Below are 21,349 nucleotides of genomic sequence, written 5' to 3'. Positions count from 1 at the left end.
CAGCATCACAGCGCTGAATGCAGGTAAACTGGCGGTCTTTCCTTGAGGAGCCTGCCATGAGCGAGCAAAACCCCGACAATAACCAAGACGATATCGACGACGAAGAGTTCGCCGAAAACACCCTGATCGAAGCTATCGAAAACCAGATCGAAAGCGACAATCCGCCAGCGGCCAAGGCGACCTTCAACAAGCTGACCCTGGTGGGTTACGAGCGTGATGAAATCCTCAACCTGATGGCCCATGTCCTGGCGGTGGAAATCGACGCGATCCTCGAAGAAGACCGCGCGTTCAACACCGAATGGTACGAAACGGCGCTGCGTGCTCTTCCAGAGTTGCCGCCGGAAAAGAAGTAACCCACCCCCCGGCCGTAGGAGCGAGGCTTGCCCGCGAAGAACGATAACGCGGTTCTTCAGGCATACCGCGGTGAAGCCTTCGCGGGCAAGCCTCGCGCCTACGGAAACCGCCCTGCAATCGAGGAATGCAAGCCGAGGCGAAAAAACCCTGTCGCGAGCACTGGACATGCCGCACAAGTGGGCTCACCTTAGGGGCGCTGTCGTCCAATTCCTAGAAAGTCTGGAGTCCTTATGTCGCTTACCCCTGAGTTGGTTGCCGAACTGGAAATCCTCGCACTCTTCAACCTGGACAGTTCCCAGGAAGGCCTGAAAATTCATCAGACCGCTGCCCCGAAAGCCATTGCCGCCGCCAAACGCCTGCACGAAAAAGAGCTGATCGACCAGCCCGATGGCGGGTACCTGACCAGTCTGGGCCGTGACGCCGCGCAAAATATACAAACCGTCCTGACCATTCTGAGCGTCCAGGAAACAGCCTGAGTTTCATCGCGTCGCCCGCGGAGACCCCTGCCACGGGATTTCCGCGGGCACACCTTCTTACCGGCATGGCTAATTGCCGGCTCTCTGTCGTGCCCAGCGATGGAAATCTGACGCCAGAAAACCAGAAAATCAGCTTAAAAGTCCCGGGGCCGAGGCGCTAAACTGCCCCTCATCCTGAGGCCTTCCACGTCCGGCCCCATCGAGCCGGTTTGAGCTGACATGACCCGCACCCATGAAATCCGCCCCGACCTGGAAGAAGGCATCGACCGCAAGGTGCTGAGCCAACTGCGTGCACGGTTCCTGACGCTCAACGAGGGCCGCCTGGCGCGGGCCATGGGTGGACTTTCGACCCGCCAGCAAGGCGTGCTGACCCTGCTGCCGCTGTTTTTTCACGTCAATCACCCGCTGCTGCCAGGTTACGTTTCGGGCAGCACGCCGGCCGGCTTATCGAACTACGAACCGGACGCCAACGTCCTCGCCGAAGCCCAGCGCCTGACCCGTTCGTTCTCCTATAAACCGCGCCACGGCAGCAATCCGCCCCGACCGATTCACGGCCTGTTCCTGATGGGCAGCCTCGGCACCCTGGCCCAGTCCGATCAGAGCGACATGGACGTATGGGTCTGTCACTCGCCGGATGTGAGCGAAAGCGAACTGACCGAGCTGCGTAAAAAGTGCCAGCTACTCGAAACCTGGGCCCACAGCCAGGGCGCCGAGGCGCATTTTTTCCTGATCGACCCGGCCCGCTTCGTGCTCGGCGAGCGCGACAGTCCATTGAGTTCGCAAGACTGTGGCAGCACCCAGCACTATCTGCTGCTGGACGAGTTCTACCGCACCGCGATCTGGCTGGCCGGACGCACGCCCATCTGGTGGCTGGTACCGGTTTACGAAGAGGACGCCTACGAACGCTACACCCACGCATTGCTTTCCAAACGCTTCATCCGGGCCGACGAAACCCTGGACCTTGGGCATCTGGCGTACATTCCGCCCGGCGAATTCATCGGCGCCGGGCTGTGGCAGTTATTCAAGGGCATCGAATCGCCGTACAAGTCGGTGCTCAAGCTACTGCTGACTGAGGTCTATGCCAGCGAACACCCCAAAGTCCACTGCCTCAGCCTGCGCTTCAAACACGCCGTATTCGCCAACCAGCTCGACCTCGATGAGCTGGACCCCTACGTTATGGTTTACCGACGCCTCGAGGAATACCTCCGCGCCCGCGACGAGCCGGAACGGCTGGAGCTGGTTCGGCGCGCGCTGTATTTGAAGGTGAATCGCAAGCTCACCGGCAACAGCAGTCGCAGCGAAAGCTGGCAACGTTCGCTGCTGGAACGCCTGGCCCGCGAATGGCACTGGGATCAGCGTCAGTTGGCCTTGCTCGATAGCCGCAGCCAGTGGAAGGTTCGTCAGGTCGACGCGGAGCGCCGGGCCTTGGTCAATGAGCTCAAATACAGCTACCGCTTCCTGACCCGGTTCGCCCGCAATGACCACACCGTCAGCCTGATCAACAAACGCGAGCTCAACGTGCTGGGTCGACGGTTGTATGCGGCCTTCGAGCGCAAGGCGAACAAGGTCGAGTTCATCAACCCGGGCATCGCCCCGGACCTGGCCGAAGACACCCTGACCCTGGTGCAGGCGCCGAACAGGAAAGCGTCCGGGCAACTTCAATGGGGTTTGTATAACGGCAGCCTGAGCGCCCATGAGTGGGCGCATTTCGCGCCGATCAAGCGCAGCCGCCAACTGCTGGAACTGCTGACCTGGTGCCACCGCAATGGCGTCATCGACGGCAGCACCCGCCTGGCCTTGCATCCCGGCAGCAGCGACCTGAGCGAATTCGAACTGTTCAACCTGCTCGGCAGCCTGCAACAGAGCATCGCCCTGCCCCTGGCGACCGTCACCGAAGAAGCGCTATTGCGTGCGAGTGTGCCCAGCGAAGTGCTGATCCTGGTAAACGTCGGCATCGATCCGCTCAAGCACCACCGCGACCTGAATATCCTGATGACCACCGAACGCACCGATTCCCTGAATTATGCCGGTGTTCGGGAAAACCTGGTGTTGTCCCTGGACCAGGTCACGCTCAACAGCTGGAACGAGGTACTGGTCAGCCGCTTTGATGGCCCCCATGCCTTGCTCGCCTGCGTACGCGATTACCTGAACAACCTGCCGAAGGGGCTGCCTCAGCCCAGGCTGCGGGTTCATTGCTTCTGCCACAACCGTGCGCAATTCATCGCCCGGCGGGTCGAAGAGATTCTCGACACCGCGCAGAGCCTGCTGCTGAGCGAACTCAACCATCGCTACCTGATTCAGGTCCAGCAGCATTTCCACGTGCTGGAACTGGTGCCCGGCCGTGTCAACCACGTCGTCCTCGCCTCGCTGCCGGCGCTGGTCGACTACCTGGGCACGGACCTCGCCCGCTACAGCCCGTTGCACCTGGACCCGATGGCGCTTGAAGACCAGGATCTGGCGCTGGTATTGCCGATGGGGCAGCCCGAATGCGTTCAGGTGTTCTATCGGATCAGCGAGCCCCACGCCACGCTGTATGTACTGGATGAGTTCAATGCCCTGTGGCACCAGCGTTTGCCCTACCACGATGAGCCAAGCCTGCTGGTGCCGTTGCAGAGATTCCTGCAATCGATCCACTACCGACGCGACGCCTTGCTGCCGGTGGACGCTGCCCAGCCCCTGAGCCTGGACACCTTATATTTCCAGCTGCTGCCATCGGGCCCCGTGCGGGCCCGTCGGGTCGAAGCCCGCCCGGCGCCGCAAACCCCGGTCAACGAACCGTTCTACGACGTGCAGGCGATCGTCGGCGAAGCCGCACCGGGACAAGTGCAGGTCACGTTGTATTGCAATCAGCGGGAGTTTTCAGCGCTGGAACATGGCGACCAGCTGTTCAGCGTGGTCGCCAGGGAAATCGTCGGGCAGCGCCGCGAGACCGAGCGCTACCGTTGCTACATCACCGACCTGGACTTGTCCGGCCTGCTCGGTGATGGTCAGCGTTCAAGCCATTTGTACTTGCGCTACAAGGCCGATCTGGAGCGCGCATTGAATGAAGCGCTCGAGCAGATCTGAGGGCAGGTCATTCCGGGAAGGCGCCGCCATTGGCAGGCTGTGATTCGACTTCCAGCAGGGTCAGCTTGAGGGTCTTGCCGCCCGGAGCCGGCCAATCGATATGCTGGCCAACCTTGAGGCCGAGCAATGCGCTGCCTACCGGCGCCAGGATGGAAATCTTGCCTTCGTCGGCATTGGCATCCTTGGGGTAGACCAGCGTCAGGTGGTAATCCTTGCCGCTGCTCTCTTCACGGCAATGCACACGGGAATTCATGGTCACGAGATCGGCGGGCACTTCATCGTGACCGACCAGGGTATCGGCGCGATCCAGTTCGGTTTGCAGCGCGATAACGCCCGGCAGCGTGTCATCCAGGCTGTCGATCAGGCGCTCCAGACGTTGTACGTCCAGACGGGTAAGGGTGATGGAAGGTGCGGTCATGATCAGGGCAGACTCCTTTCTTCTGCACGAAAAAAGCAAAACCCCGCCAGAGAAAGGCGGGGTTTTCACGAGCCTCGATGGGTTGAGGCGTACCCGGACACTATCACAGCTCAATAAATATACAAGTGAGGGGCGACCACGGGCCCGACAGCGGGGAATTGCAGGCGGGCGAAGTAGAAACCCTGTGGTTATGCGTCAGGCGTGGGATTTGCGCTGGATGGCCTGGACGCAAATCACCCGGCGCCGTTCATCATCGGCCGAGCGCCATTCGCGGATGTCTTCGACATGACGAAAACACCCCAGGCAGACCTTCTGCTCATCCAGCCGACACACACCGCTGCACGGCGAAGGCACCGCCGGGCTGACATTGCTGTAGAGCGGTTTGGGCGCTCGAACGGGCACAGGCTGGGTCACGACCTCACAGACCTTCGAAATCGAGTTCGACGCCAGCCTGCTGCTTGACGATGCGCTCGAGCATTTCGCCCAGTTGCTCTTCGCTCTTGTCGCACATCCAGCGCTCGCTCTCTTCGTCATAGTCGAAGTGGAAGCCACCGGACACTGCCGCCAGCCACAGCTGACGCAACGGCTCCTGGCGGCTGAAGATCAGCGCCGTGCCGTTTTCGAACTTGACGGTCAGCACACCGGCCGAACTTTCCAGATCGAGATCCAGGTCACTCTCGTCAAAAATATCCTCCAGCGATTGCTGGGTGGCATCGACGAGATCGTGGAAACGGGCTTCGGTCAAACTCATTGCGGCAACCTCGAAAAGTATCTACTCACGCTCAAGCGCCGCAAGATACGGGCGAGCTACGGTGAATGCAAAGGATACCGATCAAGCGCCGATATAGGTACATCAAACACGATCCCGCTCCTGCAGGGGCTGGCATCAGCCCAAGCCCCGCCGGACGGGAACTCCGTTACATAGGCAAGCTGTCGGGTGGCCGGTATACTCCGGCGCAATTAACGCATTTTCAAGGATTTCGCCATGAAGCGCCTGATCTCTTCCCTTGCTGCGCTTGCTTCGCTCGTCGCTTTTGCCAGCGTGTTATCGGCCTGTGGTCAAAAAGGCCCGCTGTACCTGCCTGATGAGAACCAGGACCCTGTCGAACAGGCCAAGTCGTCCCAACAGCAGCCTGCGTCTAAAGCACACAAGCACGACGTCTACCAATAAGGGAACATCATGAACGCTTTTAACTACCGTGACGGTGAGCTGTTCGCGGAAGGTGTTGCCCTGTCCGCCATCGCCGAACGCTTTGGCACGCCGACTTACGTCTACTCCCGTGCCCACATCGAAGCCCAGTACCTGGCTTACGCCGACGCACTGGCCGGCACGCCCCACCTGGTCTGCTTTGCAGTCAAGGCCAACTCCAACCTGGGTGTACTGAATGTCCTGGCGCGCCTGGGCGCCGGTTTCGACATCGTCTCCCGTGGCGAGCTGGAACGCGTATTGGCCGCTGGCGGCAGCGCCGACAAGATCGTGTTCTCCGGTGTCGGCAAGACCCGTGACGACATGCGTCGCGCCCTGGAAGTCGGCGTGCATTGCTTCAACGTCGAATCCACCGACGAGCTCGAGCGCCTGCAGGTGGTCGCCGCCGAACTGGGCGTGCGTGCACCGATCTCGCTGCGCGTGAACCCGGACGTCGATGCCGGCACGCATCCGTACATCTCCACCGGTCTCAAGGAAAACAAGTTCGGCATCGCCATCGCCGACGCCGAAGATGTGTACATCCGCGCCGCGCAGTTGCCCAACCTCGAAGTGGTCGGCGTCGACTGCCACATCGGCTCGCAACTGACCACCCTGCCGCCCTTTATCGATGCCCTCGACCGCCTGCTGGCCCTGGTCGACCGCCTCGGCGAGTGCGGGATCTACCTGCGCCACATCGATCTCGGTGGCGGCCTGGGCGTGCGTTATCGCGATGAAGAGCCGCCACTGGCTGCCGACTACATCAAAGCCGTGCGCGAGCGTCTCGACGGTCGTGACCTGGCGCTGGTGTTCGAGCCGGGTCGTTTCATCGTCGCCAACGCCGGCGTACTGCTGACCCAGGTCGAGTACCTCAAGCACACCGAACACAAAGACTTCGCCATCGTCGACGCGGCCATGAACGACCTGATCCGCCCGGCGCTGTACCAGGCCTGGATGGACGTTACCGCCGTGCGCCCGCGCACCACCGCAGCCCGTGCCTACGACATCGTCGGGCCGATCTGCGAGACCGGCGACTTCCTGGCCAAGGATCGTGAGCTGGCCCTGGAAGAAGGCGACCTGCTGGCCGTGCATTCGGCCGGTGCCTACGGGTTTGTCATGAGTTCCAACTACAACACCCGCGGCCGCGCCGCCGAAGTGTTGGTGGACGGTGATCAGGCATTTGAAGTGCGTCGCCGTGAGACGGTAGCCGAGTTGTTCGCTGGCGAAAGCCTGCTGCCGGAGTAAAACCATGCTGCTGCGTTTTACCAAGATGCACGGCCTGGGCAATGACTTCATGGTCCTCGACCTGGTCAGCCAGCACGCGCATATTTTGCCCAAGCACGCAAAGCAATGGGGTGATCGACACACTGGAGTCGGCTTCGACCAGCTGCTGATCGTCGAAGCGCCGAGCAACCCGGACGTGGATTTCCGTTACCGGATCTTCAACGCCGACGGCTCCGAAGTGGAACAGTGCGGCAACGGTGCGCGCTGTTTCGCCCGCTTTGTGCTCGACAAGCGCCTGACCGCGAAACGGCAGATCCGCGTCGAAACCAAAAGTGGCATCATCGAGCTGGATATCCGCAGCGACGGACAGATCGGGGTCAACATGGGCGCGCCGCGCCTGGTGCCGGCCGAGATTCCGTTCGACGCAACGGAACAGGCCCTGAGTTATCGGGTTGATGTCGAGGGTGCTGTGATCGAACTGGCCGCCGTGTCCATGGGCAATCCCCATGCCGTGCTGCGGGTCAGCGACATCAACAACGCCCCGGTGCATGAACTGGGGCCGAAAATCGAACACCATCCGCGCTTTCCATCGCGGGTCAATGTCGGTTTCCTCCAGGTCATCGACCGCAATCGTGCGCAGCTGCGCGTCTGGGAACGCGGGGCCGGGGAAACCCAGGCTTGCGGAACCGGCGCCTGTGCTGCCGCAGTGGCCGCGATCAGCCAGGGGTGGATGGATTCGCCCCTATTGATCGACCTGCCCGGCGGGCGCCTGTCCATTGAATGGGCAGGCCCTGGCGAACCGGTGATGATGACCGGCCCGGCAGTGCGCGTTTATGAAGGACAAGTGCGTCTTTGAGAGAGTCAAATCCATGAAAGATAAGCCTCAGGTTCCCGCCCTACAGCCCGACGAATCCCCTTCCGAAAGCCTTGAGGCGGCGGCGATTGCCGCGTACCTGGAGGCTCATCCGGATTTTTTCGTCGAACACGAAGAACTGCTCCCGGCCTTGCGCATTCCCCACCGACGCGGCGACACCATATCGCTGGTGGAACGCCAGATGACCCTCCTGCGCGACCGCAACATCGACTTGCGTCATCGCCTGTCGCACTTGATGGACGTCGCCCGCGACAATGACCGTCTCTTCGACAAGACCCGCCGCCTGATTCTCGCGCTGATGGACGCCACCAGCCTGGAAGACGTGGTGATCAGCGTCGAAGACAGCCTGCGCCAGGACTTCCAGGTGCCCTTTGTCAGCTTGATCCTGCTGGGCGACAACCCGATGCCGGTCGGCCGCTGGGTGACCCATGCCGACGCGCAAACGGCCATTGGCGGCCTGCTCTCGGAAGACAAGAGCGTCAGCGGCAGCCTGCGCGAGCACGAACTGGACTTCCTGTTCGGCGAAGAACAGCGCAAGCAGATCGGCTCCACCGCCGTCGTCGCCATCAGCCATCAAGGCATCCACGGCGTCCTGGCCATCGCCAGTCGCGACCCGCAGCACTACAAGAGCTCGGTGGGCACGCTGTTCCTGAGCTACATCGCCGAAGTCATGGGCCGTGTGCTGCCACGGGTCAACAGCTCTGCGCGCTCGGTACGCTGATCGTGGAACGGCAACTGGACGCTTACTGCGAACACCTGCGCAGTGAGCGACAGGTGTCGCCTCATACGCTGTACGCCTACCGCCGCGACCTCGACAAAGTGCTGGGCTGGTGCGTCAAACAGAACATCGACAGCTGGGCCGCGCTGGATATCCAGCGCCTGCGCAGCCTGATCGCGCGCCTGCATGCCCAGGGCCAGTCGTCGCGCAGCCTGGCGCGGCTGCTCTCGGCAGTGCGCGGGCTGTATCATTATCTGAACCGCGAAGGCCTCTGCGACCACGATCCGGCCAACGGCCTGGCACCGCCCAAGGGCGAACGCCGCCTGCCGAAAACCCTCGATACCGACCGCGCGCTGCAATTGCTTGAAGGCGCGGTGGAAGATGACTTCCTGGCGCGTCGCGACCAGGCGATTCTGGAGTTGTTCTATTCCTCGGGATTGCGCCTTTCGGAGCTGACCGGGCTCAATCTCGATCAGCTGGATCTGGCCGACGGGATGGTCCAGGTACTCGGCAAGGGCAGCAAGACGCGGCTATTGCCCGTCGGCAAGAAAGCGCGCGAAGCGCTGGAGCAGTGGCTGGCGTTGCGGGCCATGGCCAATCCGGCGGACGATGCCGTGTTCGTCAGCCAGCAAGGTCGCCGCCTCGGCCCCCGGGCGATTCAGGTACGGGTCAAGGCCGCTGGAGAACGCGAGCTGGGACAGAACCTGCACCCGCACATGTTGCGGCATTCCTTTGCCAGCCATTTGCTGGAATCCTCACAGGACCTGCGAGCGGTCCAAGAGCTGCTCGGCCACTCGGACATCAAGACCACCCAGATCTACACCCACCTGGACTTCCAGCACCTGGCGACGGTCTACGACAGCGCCCATCCACGGGCCAAACGCATTAAAGGCGATGATTCATGACCCTCCAATTGATCACCTTCGACCTCGACGACACCCTGTGGGACACCGCGCCGGTGATCGTCAGCGCCGAAGCCGTATTGCGTGAATGGCTGACCGAGCACGCCCCCACCCTGGGCGCGCTGCCCGTGGAGCATTTGTGGGCGATTCGTGAGCGGATTCTGAGCAGCGAACCGAGCCTCAAGCACCGCATCAGCGCCCTGCGTCGGCGGGTGCTGTTCCACGCGCTGGAAGAAGCCGGCTACGACCATGGCCAGGCTTCGGACCTGGCTGACAAGGGTTTTGAAGTGTTTTTGCATGCGCGGCACCAGATCGAAGTGTTCCCTGAAGTCGAACCGACCCTGGAGATTCTGGCCAGGCACTACGCCTTGGGCGTGGTCACCAATGGCAACGCCGATGTGCGTCGATTAGGGCTGGCGGACTACTTCAAATTTGCGCTGTGCGCCGAAGACATCGGCATCGCCAAGCCCGATGCGCGACTGTTCCATGAGGCTTTGCAGCGTGGTGCGGCAACGGCGCAGACGGCCGTGCATGTCGGCGATCATCCGGGCGATGACATTGCAGGAGCGCAGCAGGCGGGGTTGCGGGCGATCTGGTTCAACCCGACGGGCAAAGCCTGGGAAGCGGATCGATTGCCGGACGCGGAAATTCGCAGCCTGAGCGATTTGCCGGCGTTGCTGGCGCGGTGGAACGCCGGCTCGGCCTGAACCTCAACCCAACAAACACCGCAAACCCCTGTAGGCGCTGGCTTGCCAGCGAAGGCGTCCTCCAGCATTGCACAAGATCCGAAGGCCCCTTCGCCGGCAAGCCGGCTCCTACAAGGGTTTTGCCGAACGCCGGATTTTATTCCACCCATGAAAAAGCCCGCAGCGACGGCGGGCTTTTTCAGCAAGCACGGGCAGAGGCTCAGATAGGCCGGCTACCGTACTTGTTGTCAGGCTTCTTGGGAGGATCGGCGACCACATTGGCCTCCACTTCCTGCACCTTGCCGCCGCGCGCAAGAAACTCTTCCATGGCCTTGGCCAGGGCGTCGCGTTCCTTGTTCTTGGCTTCGACACTCGGCAGCTCATCGACCGACACCGCAGCCTTGGCCTTGCCTTTGGCCGTCGGAACGGGCGTATCACCGCCATCGTCGTCTTCAGCGACGTCTTCTGCCGCCGTTTCAAGGCCTTCTTCGGTTTCGTCGTCGTCGCCTACTTCGAGGTCGTCGTTTTCCAGATCATCGTCGCTCATGTTCTACCTCATGACTTGCGAAAAGCAGATTAGTTATAGCCCAGCTTTGCCGTCTGTCGACGGCTGCCGGAAAAAATTCAACCGCCGTTGATGCCCAACGGCTTATTCCCCTTCACCGTGCAAGGTGGCGAGGACTTTACGGGCACCGCCATGATCACGGTGCTCGCCCAGATAAACGCCTTGCCAGGTCCCCAGCGCCAATCGGCCCGCCTGAATCGGCAAACTGAGCTGACAGCCAAGCACGCTGGCCTTGAAGTGCGCCGGGAGGTCGTCCAGGCCTTCGTCGTTATGCTCATAGCCGTCCGTTCCTTGTGGGATCAGACGATTGAAAAAACGTTCGAAGTCGCGACGTACCGCCGGATCGGCGTTCTCGTTGATGGTCAACGACGCCGAGGTATGCTGTAGCCACAAATGCAACAGACCGACCCGACATGCCTTGATTTCAGGCAGGCCGGCGAGTAACTCGTCCGTTACCAGATGAAAGCCCCGGGGCCTCGCCCGCAAGGTAATCAGAGTCTGTTGCCACATACAGTTCTCCGCACGTTCGGGGCGCATTCTAGCGCGCTCTGGGAAAAAACAAAGGCCCTAATATTCCTTCAATCATGTAAGCCATTGGCCGTACAAAAACACGCTGCGTAAACGCCGCGAAACCTGTCCGAAAAAACCTTTCAGCTGTTCCTTCACTGACAAACTCCAGACAAAAAAATGCCCGGCAAGCCGGGCAAATTTTTATGCGCGTTCTTACAAGTTGTAGCCGCGCTCGTTGTGAAGTGCCAGGTCGATGCCGACAGCCTCTTCTTCTTCGGTAACGCGCAGACCCATGACGGCGTCCAGCACCTTGAGAATGATGTAGGTGACGATCGCGGTGTAGATCACGGTGAAACCCACCCCCTTGAGCTGGATCCAGACCTGTGCACCGATATCGGTCACTGTGCCGAAACCACCCAGGGCCGGAGCGGCGAATACACCGGTCAGGATCGCGCCGAGGATACCGCCGATACCGTGCACGCCGAACGCGTCCAGGGAATCGTCATAACCGAGTTTGCGTTTCAGGGTGGTGGCGCAGAAGAAGCACACCACGCCCGCTGCCAGACCGATCACCAGCGCGCCCATCGGGCCCACGGTACCTGCGGCCGGCGTGATGGCGACCAGACCCGCTACCACGCCCGAAGCGATACCCAGTGCGCTTGGTTTACCGTGGGTGACCCACTCGGCGAACATCCAGCCCAGTGCGGCAGCCGCGGTGGCGATCTGAGTGACCAGCATCGCCATACCGGCAGTGCCGTTGGCCGCTGCGGCGGAACCGGCGTTGAAACCGAACCAGCCGACCCACAGCATGGCAGCGCCCATCAGCGTGTAACCGAGGTTATGCGGCGCCATCGGGGTGGTCGGGAAGCCTTTGCGCTTGCCCAGTACCAGGCAGCAGACCAGACCCGCAATACCGGCGTTGATATGCACCACGGTGCCGCCCGCGAAGTCGAGCACGCCCCAGTCCCACATCAGGCCGCCGTTGCCGGACCAGACCATGTGCGCGATCGGTGCATACACCAGGGTGAACCAGATGCCCATGAAGATCAGCATGGCGGAGAACTTCATCCGCTCGGCAAAGGCACCGACGATCAACGCCGGGGTGATGATGGCGAAGGTCATCTGGAAGGTGATGAACACCGCCTCAGGGAACAGCGCCGCGGGACCGGTCACACTCGATGGCGTGACACCGGCGAGAAACGCCTTGCCCATGCCGCCGAAGAACGAGTTGAAGTTGACGACGCCCTGCTCCATGCCGGTGGTGTCGAACGCGATGCTGTAGCCATAAATGACCCACAGGATGCTGATCAGACCGGTAATGGCGAAGCACTGCATCATCACGGAAAGAATGTTTTTCGACCGAACCATGCCGCCGTAGAACAGCGCGAGGCCGGGAATAGTCATGAACAGCACGAGGGCTGTCGAGGTCAGCATCCAGGCAGTGTCACCCGAATTGAGGACTGGGGCCGCCACTTCGTCTGCCGCCATGACCAGGCTGGGCATTACGAGGGACAACAGGGCTCCTAGCCCTGCGAATTTACGCAGAGTCATATTGTTTTCTCCTGGGGCGTTGGGGTGGTGGCGGCTTAGATTGCGTCGGTATCGGTTTCGCCGGTACGGATGCGAATCGCCTGTTCCAGATTGACCACGAAGATCTTGCCGTCACCGATCTTGCCGGTGTTGGCAGCCTTGGTTATCGCCTCGATAACCCGATCCAGATCCTTGTCGTCAATGGCGACATCGATTTTCACCTTGGGCAGAAAATCGACCACGTATTCCGCGCCGCGATACAGCTCGGTGTGACCCTTCTGCCGGCCGAAGCCTTTGACTTCAGTGACGGTAATGCCCTGCACGCCGATCTCGGACAGCGACTCGCGTACGTCGTCCAGCTTGAACGGCTTGATGATGGCAGTGACTAGCTTCATGAAAACTCTCTCCCGAATTGGTGGACTTGCCCCAGGAAAACAAACCCGACTCAAGTCTAAGCGCAGTGCCTGGCTTTGTAACGCATCGTCGGCCTTACCTGCCCGTCCGACGCCAGCTAACCGCTCCTCACGAAACTCCCCGTTTCGCTTGGCGCACTGCATTCGTCACAGCGACTGCATCAGTGCATGGGTCACCAGGCACTAAGCAGAAAGCTTGCCATCTCCACAAATACCCATGAATTCAATGGCTTGATCGCAACCATCCGACCCTGCGCCAGAAGGGTCCGCCGAATACGCACAACAACAGTGCGATACCGTCCGTCCGCATGCGCGAAAAGCGTGCATCCCTGCAGTCGGGATTGACTATAGACACTGCGTGATACACTGCTCGCCATTGTTTCCAGGACCTTTCCCATGCTTGCGCCCAAAGACTTCCTCGACGCCCTGAGCGGCACCGCCTCCCGCCTCTTCAGCGGCGACAACCCACTGCCGAAAAGCGAAATCGAAAGCCAGTTCAAGGCTTTGTTGCAGAGCGGCTTCACCAAGCTGGACCTGGTGAGCCGGGAAGAATTCGACAGCCAGATGGTCGTACTGGCACGAACCCGGGCACGGCTGGAGAGTCTTGAAGCGAAAGTGGCCGAGCTGGAAGCCAAGCTCAACCCGCCAACCGAATAACTCCTGAGTTGAAATGCAGCCCCCTGTAGGAGCTGGCTTGCCAGCGAAGGCGGCCTATCTGCCAACAAAGATGTAGAAGCAGTCGAAGGCTCAGGCCGCGCGTCCTCGGACGATCTCCTGATCCTACGCCCCGCAACCATCTCAGCAACGTCCTACAAAGATCACCACCGCCGTCCGATTGCGCCGCAAAGCCCCGGTTCCTAAGCTCACCCAATGCTGAATATTCAGCACTGGGTTTGGCGACCTGGAAAGCTTAAGGCGCACTAAGACCATCGACTCGAGTCATGGCGGTTGTGCGTGGGAGACCTTCGGGTCTGCCGGGTTCCTTTTGCTCCGGTTCGCCAACCCGCGTACAGCTGCCACCCAATCGTTTGGCGACGATTGCTGGCAGCCCTTTCAAGCAAAAGGAGCTGTATCAATGAATAACGATGACACTTATCTAACCCCTCACATCTTCACCCGCCACAACCTCCACCTCCACGCCTTCCTCCTGCAAAACCAACCCTGGTTCAGCGCCCGCGACCTCGGCCGACTGCTGCGCCTCTTCCTCGACGAACGCACCCTCCGAAAACTCGACCCCGACCAACGCCAAACCGCAAAAACACTCACCCACGGCCGCGTCGAACATACCGTGCTAATCAGCGAATCCGGTGTCTACGCACTCCTGGTCTATCACTACTGCCCCGAATACCGAGCCCTTCGCGAATGGCTAACCCACGAAGTAGTCCCGGCCCTCAGAGACGCCCAGCAACCCGCCTCAACCGAACGCCCGATTTTGAGCCGGCTGAAATGGCCTCAGATGTCGTTGAGTTTGCTGCACTGGAACAACCAGCCGTGGATTCGGCTGCAGGATGTGCCGCACCTGCTGTCGAATGAAGAATCGGCACAACATGCGGTCAATGTGCCGTGGTGGAAAAAAGCGTCGCGAGTACTCCAGTCGTTATAGACAACCTAACCACGCTCGATATCGTCACTGCGCACTTCGTAGGTCGATTGCAGATTCAGCCAAAAATCGGGCGTGGTATTGAAGTGAGTGGCCAGCTTCCTGGCAAGATCCGGACTGACTCCCGTGCTCTGCGCTACAAGTTTTGTCAGTTCAATCTCGAAATCAGGAAGCTGGCAAGCAAGATCAGCCACCGTGGCGCCCAGTGGCTCAAGAAACTCCTGCTCAAGGATTTCTCCGGGATGAATCGAGCGCATTCCATTAGTGTTCATGTTCCCTTCTCCGGGTGGCTTGATCTGCTGTGATCATAAGCAGCACCCTCGAGCACACAAGAGCGCCCCCGCTATTCAGGCATTGGCCTTCATACATTTCGGAACAGTCCTACAAAAACTGCCTCTCACACCTGATTCGTAATCCCGTCTCTCTCCGTTACCTTCTGTGGTCAGATCTAGCAGGAGGTGTGTATGAGCCAAAAAAAAAGCGAAAGGCAAAACTGCTACATGTTGCAGCGTTTCACGCCGAAGCGCTTCGGCTGGTCGGAAATATATCGGCCAGCCAACGCCGCCTTTTTGAAGTCGCCGCCGCGCACGGCAAAGAACTTGAGCCAGTTGGTTTACTGGCCGGCAAACGAAGGTAGTCGGACAGGTGCCACGCGCAATACCGAATCAGAAAAAAAAGGCGTCCAACGGACGCCTTTTAGGTAATTTTGAGGAGTAGTCGCAGCGATTCTTTAGCTCCCAGCCTTGCGACCTTGGGTTCAGAATCCGATAGGCGAACCCATCGTCACTACTTCAGAGAAACCAGCTTTCTCTGCTGCCAAAAATGCGGGGGGGCCTTAGCTGGTGCCCAGTCCCGACGAATGCGCAGTTGCAGTCCTCAAAAACGATGACCCGTTAATGCCAACCTCTAGTCAATATTTCAAGTGTAAATCTTCCGTGAAACGCCCCATTTCGGAGCTTGCCAATCAATCACCTAGTGCCGCTGACTGGACAGCAATACGGAGGACAAATGAATCATGAGCTCGCAATCGAGGCGCAATGAATGTGGGCACTCTGAAAGCAAAAAAGGCGCCGTAGGCGCCTTTTTTTAATGTATTCAGGGCTGGTAGTCGCAGCGCTCGCTTAGCACGTCCGAGAAACCTCTCTCGGAAGGGGTCGAAAGCCACCATTGTTGCCGGTTGCCGCTACCACAGGATCCACGAATCCTGCACATCCACAGTATTGAGGCAATATCGTAATGAACCTCAACACCCCTGCTTTATAAGAGCCCTGGACCAAAATCTAGCAATTGCAGAGGGCCTATTCAACGAATAGCTGACTAATTCATTGACTAAATACTGCCAATCGGCGGACTGCAAAGAAGTCATTGATACGTCTTGTAAATCTCTGCTTGAGCACTGTATTCCAGCTCGACTACCCTTCAAAAACCGCAGGAAGCGGTTCTCCATCAGCTCAAGGAACGACCATGTCCCTCTCCATCGTCCACAGCCGCGCCCAGATTGGCGTGGATGCACCCGCCGTCACCGTGGAAGTCCATCTGGCCAACGGTTTACCTTCGCTGACGATGGTCGGCTTGCCCGAAACAGCCGTAAGGGAAAGCAAGGACCGCGTGCGCAGCGCGATCATCAATTCGGGTCTGCAATTTCCGGCGCGGCGTATCACCTTGAATCTCGCTCCCGCCGATTTGCCAAAGGACGGCGGACGATTCGATCTGGCGATTGCCCTGGGGATCCTGTCGGCCAGTGTCCAGGTGCCGACGCTGACGCTGGACGATGTGGAATGCCTTGGGGAATTGGCGCTGTCCGGTGCAGTGCGAGCGGTTCGAGGGGTATTGCCAGCGGCACTGGCCGCGCGCAAGGCCGGACGGACATTGTTGGTGCCGCGGGCCAATGCCGAAGAGGCGTGCCTGGCGTCGGGGTTGAAGGTGATTGCGGTGGATCATCTGCTGGAAGCCGTTGCGCATTTCAATGGTCATATGCCCATCGAGCCTTACATTTCGGATGGCTTGATGCACGCCAGCAAACCCTATCCCGACTTGAATGAAGTGCAGGGCCAACTCGCGGCCAAGCGAGCGTTGCTGATTGCGGCGGCGGGCGCGCATAACCTGCTGTTCAGCGGGCCACCGGGAACGGGGAAGACCCTGCTGGCGAGTCGTCTGCCGGGGTTGTTACCGCCATTGGCAGAAAGCGAGGCGCTGGAAGTCGCGGCGATTCAATCGGTCGCCAGTTGTGTGCCGTTGAGCCATTGGCCGCAGCGACCGTTTCGCCAACCCCATCACTCCGCTTCCGGGCCGGCACTGGTGGGTGGCGGCTCGAAACCTCAACCCGGTGAGATCACCCTTGCCCACCATGGCGTGCTGTTCCTCGATGAACTCCCGGAATTTGACCGCAAAGTATTGGAGGTATTGAGGGAGCCACTGGAATCCGGCCACATCGTGATCTCCCGCGCCAGGGACCGCGTACGCTTTCCGGCGCGTTTTCAGTTGGTCGCAGCGATGAATCCTTGCCCCTGTGGATATCTTGGCGAACCGAGTGGTCGCTGTTCCTGCACACCGGACATGGTCCAGCGTTATCGCAACAAGCTGTCGGGCCCGTTACTGGATCGTATCGACCTGCACCTGACCGTCGCACGGGAGGCCACGGCGCTGACCCCCTCGTCGAAGCCCGGCGATGACACGGCGACTGCCGCCGCGAGGGTTGCCGATGCCAGGGAGCGGCAACATAAACGCCAAGGCTGCGCCAATGCCTTCCTCGACCTGCCAGGCCTGCGCCGGCACTGCAAGTTATCCACAGCCGATGAAAACTGGCTGGAATCCGCCTGCGAGCGCTTGACCCTGTCGTTGCGGGCGGCCCATCGACTGCTCAAGGTAGCGCGCACCCTGGCGGACCTTGAGCAAGTTGATGGCATCACCCGTGAACATCTGGCTGAGGCGCTGCAGTACCGGCCAACCACTCACTGATGGCCTTACTCCTTGGTGAGATCCACCAACGGCACCTGCCGCACCTCGGTTTCCCGCCCATCCTGAATCTCGCTCACCCGCTTCAGCGCCTTATCCACAGCGCCCTTGTCCGCCAACAAGCTATAGCTGATCCGGAACTCCTTCTGCTCCTTCGGCCCAATCGTCGGCACCAGACCCAGTGGCCGTTGATACCGGCGGTTGTAGGAAAAGCTCGTTCCGGGCTCAAGACCCGTGACATAGCCCTGCCCTTGGGTATCGGTGTTTTTCCACAGGGAGAACACGGGCAACGTTTGGGTATTGAAGCCGACCGAGACACCCAGGCTGCCCGCCTTGTTGTGCAGCACGGTCAGCGTATCGCCCTTGGCGTCGGCATAGGGCACCACGTTGTAAACCGTTTCGTCGTAGTCCTTGGTCGGTGCGCGGTAGGTTTGCCAGTCCGGCAGATCGCCTTTGGCCTTGTCGTTGAATGGCGATACCTGTTTCACCGGCGCGACAAAGCGGGCGCCCTGCTCGAGGAATGGGGTGCTGAAGTTGCTGTGGTAGAGCGCTTGGTATTCTTTCGAATAGTCGCCGTTATTGCGCAGGGTATCGTTGAGGCTAAAGCTCGCACTGCCAGGTTCGGTAACCAATTCGGTCGCGACGGAGAAGTCGACTTTCTTGAACGCCTGCTCTTTCAGCTCGCCGCGCAGGCTGATGGCGTGCGGCGGTTTTTCGTCGATGTGCAGGGTGACTTTATTGGCCGGGATGTTGGCGGCGCGACCGTGCAGGGTCAACAGTTCGCCGTTGTCCATGCCGGGGTGGCCGACCCATTCGTAGCCGCAGCGGGTGACCAGTTCGTTGAAGCCTTCCAGCCAGCCCAGGCCGCCGCGACCGTTGAGTTCGATGAAGGATGGATTGACCACCTCCTTGACCGGCGAATCCCAGCCCATGCGCACATCGCCTACCGAGGCCTGCAGGACGTTCATCCCACGGGTCGGCACCACCGAGAGTTTCATGGTGCCGTTATCGATGTCGACGATGCTGACGCCTTCTTGCCGACCGCCGTGCAAGGTGCGCAGGGTAACGGAGAAGGGTTTATCGGTTTTCACGCCGAGTTGCTGACTGGTGATCTGCCAGTTCTGGGCGGCCTTGTCGGTATCGAGCAGGACGTAGTCCCAGGCCATGGCGTGGGAGGCGGCGGACAGTGCGCTGAGGGCAACGAAAAGTTTTAGCGGGGTCATGGCAGGAGCCTTTCTTGGAGTTGTGCCATTTTTATAGACTTGCTGAAACGATTCATCAAGTCTTATAGATAAGGTTCAGCCCAGACGCTCGACGTCCGGCAGCTCCATCGCCCGCACTTCGCCCTGCAGGAAATCGCTGAGCCGGCGCATACGCTCACCACCCGGTCGGGTTTTTGGCCAGACCAGGTAATATTTCTCACCACTGGCGACGGCCGTGGGCCAAGGTAAACTCAGACGTCCCTGTGCAACATCCTCCGCCACCATCAACAAATCCCCCATGGACACGCCGTACCCTCGGGCGGCAGCGATCATGCCCAGCTCCAGCGTGTCGAACACCTGCCCGCCCTTGAGCGACACCTGATCCGCCAGGCCCATGCGCTCCAGCCAGTTGCGCCAGTCACGGCGGTCCGGGGTCGGGTGCAGCAGTTCGGCATTGGCCAAGCGCGCGAGGTCCCACGGTTGATCGTTCAGAAGATTCGGCGCGCCGACGGGAATCAGCTCTTCTGGAAACAGGAAACTGGCCTCCCAGTCTGGAGGAAAATTGCCGTTGCTGAGGATGACGGCGCAGTCGAACGGCTCATGATTGAAGTCCACCGAGTCGACGTCCATCCAGGCGCTGGTCAGTTGCACCTCGTTGCCCGGTTGCAGATGGCGGAAACGGCTGAGCCGCGCCAGCAGCCAACGCATGGTCAGGGTGGACGGCGCTTTCATGCGCAGGATGTCATCTTCGGCGCGCAACGTATTGCAGGCTCGTTCCAGGGCCGTGAAGCCTTCGCGGATGCCGGGCAGGATCAGCCGCGCTGACTCGGTGAGTTGCAAATTGCGCCCGCTGCGGTGGAACAGCCGACAGGCGAAATGCTCTTCGAGCGTACGGATGTGCCGACTGACTGCACTCTGAGTGATCGACAATTCTTCGGCGGCGCGGGTGAATGAACTGTGCCGCGCCGCTGCTTCGAATGCGCGAAGGGCATATAAGGGAGGAAGACGACGGGACATCAGGAAGACTCCTACAACGTAATGAGACGAAGCTAACAGAAACTTCTTAGCATGAGTTTTAATCATGCCACCCATCCTTTTTATCCCTTTGTGAAATGCTCGCAAAGCGCCGAGAATCGACGCTCTCCTGCTAACTTTATCGATCGAGCGTGATGACCATGCAGCATCCAGCGCGCATTGAACTCTGGGCCATCCTGCGGCTGGCGGGGCCGTTGATTGCCTCGCAGTTGGCGCACATGTTGATGGTCCTCACCGACACTTTGATGATGGCGCGCCTGAGTCCCGAGGCACTCGCCGGCGGCGGCCTTGGCGCGGCCAGTTATTCGTTCGTGTCGATCTTCTGCATCGGCGTCATTGCGGCGGTCGGCACCCTGGTAGCGATCCGTCAGGGTGCCGGCGACATCGTCGGTGCGGCGCGCCTGACCCAGGCCGGCTTGTGGCTGGCGTGGTTGATGGCGCTGGTGGCGGGTTTGGCGCTGTGGAACCTCAAACCGCTGCTGTTGCTGTTCGGCCAGACCGAAACCAACGTCGAGGCGGCCGGGCAGTTCCTGTTGATCCTGCCGTTCGCCCTGCCCGGCTATTTGAGCTTCATGGCCCTGCGCGGTTTCACCAGCGCCATCGGCCGCGCGACGCCGGTGATGGTCATCAGCCTCGGCGGCACGGTGGCCAACTTTCTGCTCAATTATGCATTGATCACCGGTATGTTCGGCTTGCCGAAAATGGGCCTGGTGGGCATCGGCCTGGTGACGGCGATCGTTGCCAACCTCATGGCGCTGGCGCTCGCGCTGCACATCCGTCGGCATCCGGCCTACGACGCTTATCCTCTGCGCCAGGGCCTGTCGCGGCCCAACCGTCAGTATCTGAAGGAACTGTGGCGCCTCGGCCTGCCCATTGGCGGTACCTACGCGGTGGAAGTCGGGCTGTTTGCCTTCGCCGCGTTGTGCATGGGCACCATGGGCAGTACGCAGTTGGCGGCGCATCAGATCGCCCTGCAGATCGTCTCGGTGGCGTTCATGATTCCGGCGGGGCTCTCCTACGCGATCACCATGCGCATCGGCCAGCACTACGGTGCGGGGCAACTGTTGGGCGCACGGCTGGCCGGACGAGTCGGGATTGCTTTCGGGGCGGCCGCGATGCTGGGCTTTGCGATGGTCTTCTGGCTGCTGCCGAATCAGTTGATCGGCCTGTTCCTGGACCACAACGACCCGGCGTTCCGCGAGGTCATCAATCTGGCTGTGAGCCTGTTGGCGGTGGCGGCATGGTTCGAGCTGTTCGACGGCGTGCAAACCATTGCCATGGGCTGCATTCGCGGGCTCAAGGATGCCAAGACCACGTTCCTGGTCGGGTTGGGCTGCTATTGGCTGATCGGTGCGCCGGCCGCCTGGTGGATGGCGTTCCATTTGGATGGGGGACCGACCGGTGTCTGGTGGGGCCTGGCACTGGGGCTGGCGTGCGCGGCGGTGAGCCTGACGCTGGCGTTTGAGTGGAAGATGAAGCGGATGATTCGGCGGGAGCCGACCTCAGGGGCCAACTTCCAAATCGCCCAGGCCGACTGAGATCCCCTGTAGGAGCTGGCTTGCAGCGAAGGCGGTGTGTCAGACGACCCATATGTTGAATGACACACCGCTTTCGCTGGCAAGCCAGCTCCTACAGGAG

The 21,349-nt window shown here is 60.4% G+C and carries 24 protein-coding genes; 14 read left to right on the top strand and 10 right to left on the bottom strand.

Annotated elements, in window-relative coordinates:
* Nucleotides 1-56 precede the first annotated feature (56 nt).
* From BZ163_RS21935 to BZ163_RS21920, 3 genes are all read left to right on the top strand, one after another.
* Entirely contained in the window at nucleotides 57-353 is a 297-nt protein-coding gene (locus BZ163_RS21935; RefSeq protein WP_128872554.1) for a hypothetical protein, read from the top strand.
* A gap of 231 nt (nucleotides 354-584) precedes the next feature.
* Nucleotides 585-830, top strand: a complete 246-nt coding sequence (locus BZ163_RS21925) for a TIGR02647 family protein (protein ID WP_128872553.1) — start codon at nucleotides 585-587, stop codon at nucleotides 828-830.
* Nucleotides 831-1,049: 219 nt separating this feature from the next.
* Nucleotides 1,050-3,896, top strand: coding sequence for a class I adenylate cyclase (locus tag BZ163_RS21920; protein ID WP_128872552.1), 2,847 nt, complete (start codon nucleotides 1,050-1,052; stop codon nucleotides 3,894-3,896).
* A 7-nt stretch (nucleotides 3,897-3,903) separates the two neighbouring features.
* On the opposite strand, the gene rnk is transcribed toward BZ163_RS21920, so the two are convergent.
* From rnk to cyaY, 3 genes are all read right to left on the bottom strand, one after another.
* Nucleotides 3,904-4,314, bottom strand: a complete 411-nt coding sequence (rnk, locus tag BZ163_RS21915) for a nucleoside diphosphate kinase regulator (protein ID WP_128872551.1) — start codon at nucleotides 4,312-4,314, stop codon at nucleotides 3,904-3,906.
* Between the two features lie 195 nt (nucleotides 4,315-4,509).
* The gene (locus BZ163_RS21905; protein ID WP_128872549.1) at nucleotides 4,510-4,728 is read right to left on the bottom strand and encodes a DUF1289 domain-containing protein; all 219 of its coding nucleotides are present in this window, start codon (nucleotides 4,726-4,728) and stop codon (nucleotides 4,510-4,512) included.
* 4 nt (nucleotides 4,729-4,732) lie between these two features.
* The gene (gene cyaY / locus BZ163_RS21900; RefSeq protein WP_128872548.1) at nucleotides 4,733-5,065 is read right to left on the bottom strand and encodes an iron donor protein CyaY; all 333 of its coding nucleotides are present in this window, start codon (nucleotides 5,063-5,065) and stop codon (nucleotides 4,733-4,735) included.
* A gap of 234 nt (nucleotides 5,066-5,299) precedes the next feature.
* Between cyaY and BZ163_RS21895 the strand changes: the two genes are divergently transcribed.
* Genes BZ163_RS21895 through BZ163_RS21870 form a run of 6 tightly spaced genes read left to right on the top strand, consistent with a single transcriptional unit; the run spans nucleotide 5,300 to nucleotide 9,922 of the window.
* Nucleotides 5,300-5,485 (top strand): lipoprotein, encoded by a 186-nt coding sequence (locus BZ163_RS21895; RefSeq protein ID WP_064680399.1) that lies wholly within the window; start codon nucleotides 5,300-5,302, stop codon nucleotides 5,483-5,485.
* A 9-nt stretch (nucleotides 5,486-5,494) separates the two neighbouring features.
* Entirely contained in the window at nucleotides 5,495-6,742 is a 1,248-nt protein-coding gene (gene lysA, locus BZ163_RS21890) for a diaminopimelate decarboxylase (RefSeq protein ID WP_128872547.1), read from the top strand.
* Nucleotides 6,743-6,746: 4 nt separating this feature from the next.
* Nucleotides 6,747-7,577 (top strand): diaminopimelate epimerase, encoded by an 831-nt coding sequence (dapF, locus tag BZ163_RS21885; protein WP_128872546.1) that lies wholly within the window; start codon nucleotides 6,747-6,749, stop codon nucleotides 7,575-7,577.
* 13 nt (nucleotides 7,578-7,590) lie between these two features.
* Nucleotides 7,591-8,316, top strand: coding sequence for a DUF484 family protein (locus tag BZ163_RS21880; protein WP_128872545.1), 726 nt, complete (start codon nucleotides 7,591-7,593; stop codon nucleotides 8,314-8,316).
* 2 nt (nucleotides 8,317-8,318) lie between these two features.
* Nucleotides 8,319-9,218, top strand: a complete 900-nt coding sequence (xerC, locus tag BZ163_RS21875) for a tyrosine recombinase XerC (protein WP_128872544.1) — start codon at nucleotides 8,319-8,321, stop codon at nucleotides 9,216-9,218.
* Complete coding sequence (locus BZ163_RS21870) at nucleotides 9,215-9,922, top strand: HAD family hydrolase (protein WP_128872543.1); 708 nt, start codon at nucleotides 9,215-9,217, stop codon at nucleotides 9,920-9,922. Before xerC ends, BZ163_RS21870 begins: the two co-directional genes overlap by 4 nt.
* Before the next feature lie 199 nt (nucleotides 9,923-10,121).
* On the opposite strand, the gene sutA is transcribed toward BZ163_RS21870, so the two are convergent.
* From sutA to glnK, 4 genes are all read right to left on the bottom strand, one after another.
* Nucleotides 10,122-10,448, bottom strand: coding sequence for a transcriptional regulator SutA (sutA, locus tag BZ163_RS21860; RefSeq protein ID WP_064680405.1), 327 nt, complete (start codon nucleotides 10,446-10,448; stop codon nucleotides 10,122-10,124).
* Nucleotides 10,449-10,550: 102 nt separating this feature from the next.
* Nucleotides 10,551-10,976: a secondary thiamine-phosphate synthase enzyme YjbQ gene (locus BZ163_RS21855; RefSeq protein WP_128872542.1), complete on the bottom strand. Its 426-nt coding sequence runs from the start codon at nucleotides 10,974-10,976 to the stop codon at nucleotides 10,551-10,553.
* A gap of 213 nt (nucleotides 10,977-11,189) precedes the next feature.
* Nucleotides 11,190-12,527, bottom strand: coding sequence for an ammonium transporter (locus BZ163_RS21850; protein ID WP_128872541.1), 1,338 nt, complete (start codon nucleotides 12,525-12,527; stop codon nucleotides 11,190-11,192).
* A gap of 35 nt (nucleotides 12,528-12,562) precedes the next feature.
* Nucleotides 12,563-12,901: a P-II family nitrogen regulator gene (gene glnK, locus BZ163_RS21845; RefSeq protein WP_002555808.1), complete on the bottom strand. Its 339-nt coding sequence runs from the start codon at nucleotides 12,899-12,901 to the stop codon at nucleotides 12,563-12,565.
* 414 nt (nucleotides 12,902-13,315) lie between these two features.
* Here glnK and BZ163_RS21840 point away from each other — a divergent pair, with 414 nt between their 5' ends.
* Nucleotides 13,316-13,576 (top strand): accessory factor UbiK family protein, encoded by a 261-nt coding sequence (locus BZ163_RS21840; RefSeq protein WP_128872540.1) that lies wholly within the window; start codon nucleotides 13,316-13,318, stop codon nucleotides 13,574-13,576.
* 418 nt (nucleotides 13,577-13,994) lie between these two features.
* Nucleotides 13,995-14,522: a Bro-N domain-containing protein gene (locus tag BZ163_RS21835; protein WP_128872539.1), complete on the top strand. Its 528-nt coding sequence runs from the start codon at nucleotides 13,995-13,997 to the stop codon at nucleotides 14,520-14,522.
* Nucleotides 14,523-14,527: 5 nt separating this feature from the next.
* Here the strand turns inward: BZ163_RS21835 and BZ163_RS21830 are convergent, their stop codons facing one another.
* A complete protein-coding gene (locus tag BZ163_RS21830; protein WP_128872538.1) occupies nucleotides 14,528-14,791 on the bottom strand; it encodes a HigA family addiction module antitoxin in 264 nt (87 codons plus the stop codon).
* A 192-nt stretch (nucleotides 14,792-14,983) separates the two neighbouring features.
* Here BZ163_RS21830 and BZ163_RS34920 point away from each other — a divergent pair, with 192 nt between their 5' ends.
* Both BZ163_RS34920 and BZ163_RS21825 read left to right on the top strand, forming a co-directional pair.
* Complete coding sequence (locus BZ163_RS34920) at nucleotides 14,984-15,223, top strand: hypothetical protein (RefSeq protein WP_168187392.1); 240 nt, start codon at nucleotides 14,984-14,986, stop codon at nucleotides 15,221-15,223.
* 760 nt (nucleotides 15,224-15,983) lie between these two features.
* Nucleotides 15,984-17,477, top strand: a complete 1,494-nt coding sequence (locus BZ163_RS21825) for a YifB family Mg chelatase-like AAA ATPase (protein ID WP_128872537.1) — start codon at nucleotides 15,984-15,986, stop codon at nucleotides 17,475-17,477.
* A gap of 5 nt (nucleotides 17,478-17,482) precedes the next feature.
* On the opposite strand, the gene BZ163_RS21820 is transcribed toward BZ163_RS21825, so the two are convergent.
* Nucleotides 17,483-18,697: an aldose 1-epimerase family protein gene (locus BZ163_RS21820; RefSeq protein ID WP_128872536.1), complete on the bottom strand. Its 1,215-nt coding sequence runs from the start codon at nucleotides 18,695-18,697 to the stop codon at nucleotides 17,483-17,485.
* A 75-nt stretch (nucleotides 18,698-18,772) separates the two neighbouring features.
* Nucleotides 18,773-19,693, bottom strand: a complete 921-nt coding sequence (locus BZ163_RS21815) for a LysR substrate-binding domain-containing protein (RefSeq protein ID WP_128872535.1) — start codon at nucleotides 19,691-19,693, stop codon at nucleotides 18,773-18,775.
* A 158-nt stretch (nucleotides 19,694-19,851) separates the two neighbouring features.
* On the opposite strand from BZ163_RS21815, the gene BZ163_RS21810 reads away from it, so the two are divergent.
* Complete coding sequence (locus BZ163_RS21810) at nucleotides 19,852-21,249, top strand: NorM family multidrug efflux MATE transporter (RefSeq protein WP_128872534.1); 1,398 nt, start codon at nucleotides 19,852-19,854, stop codon at nucleotides 21,247-21,249.
* The last annotated feature ends 100 nt before the right edge of the window (nucleotides 21,250-21,349 follow it).

This window comes from Pseudomonas sp. VI4.1, assembly GCF_002029345.1.
GTDB lineage: Bacteria > Pseudomonadota > Gammaproteobacteria > Pseudomonadales > Pseudomonadaceae > Aquipseudomonas.
This window is presented reverse-complemented; position numbering and strand designations above follow the sequence as displayed.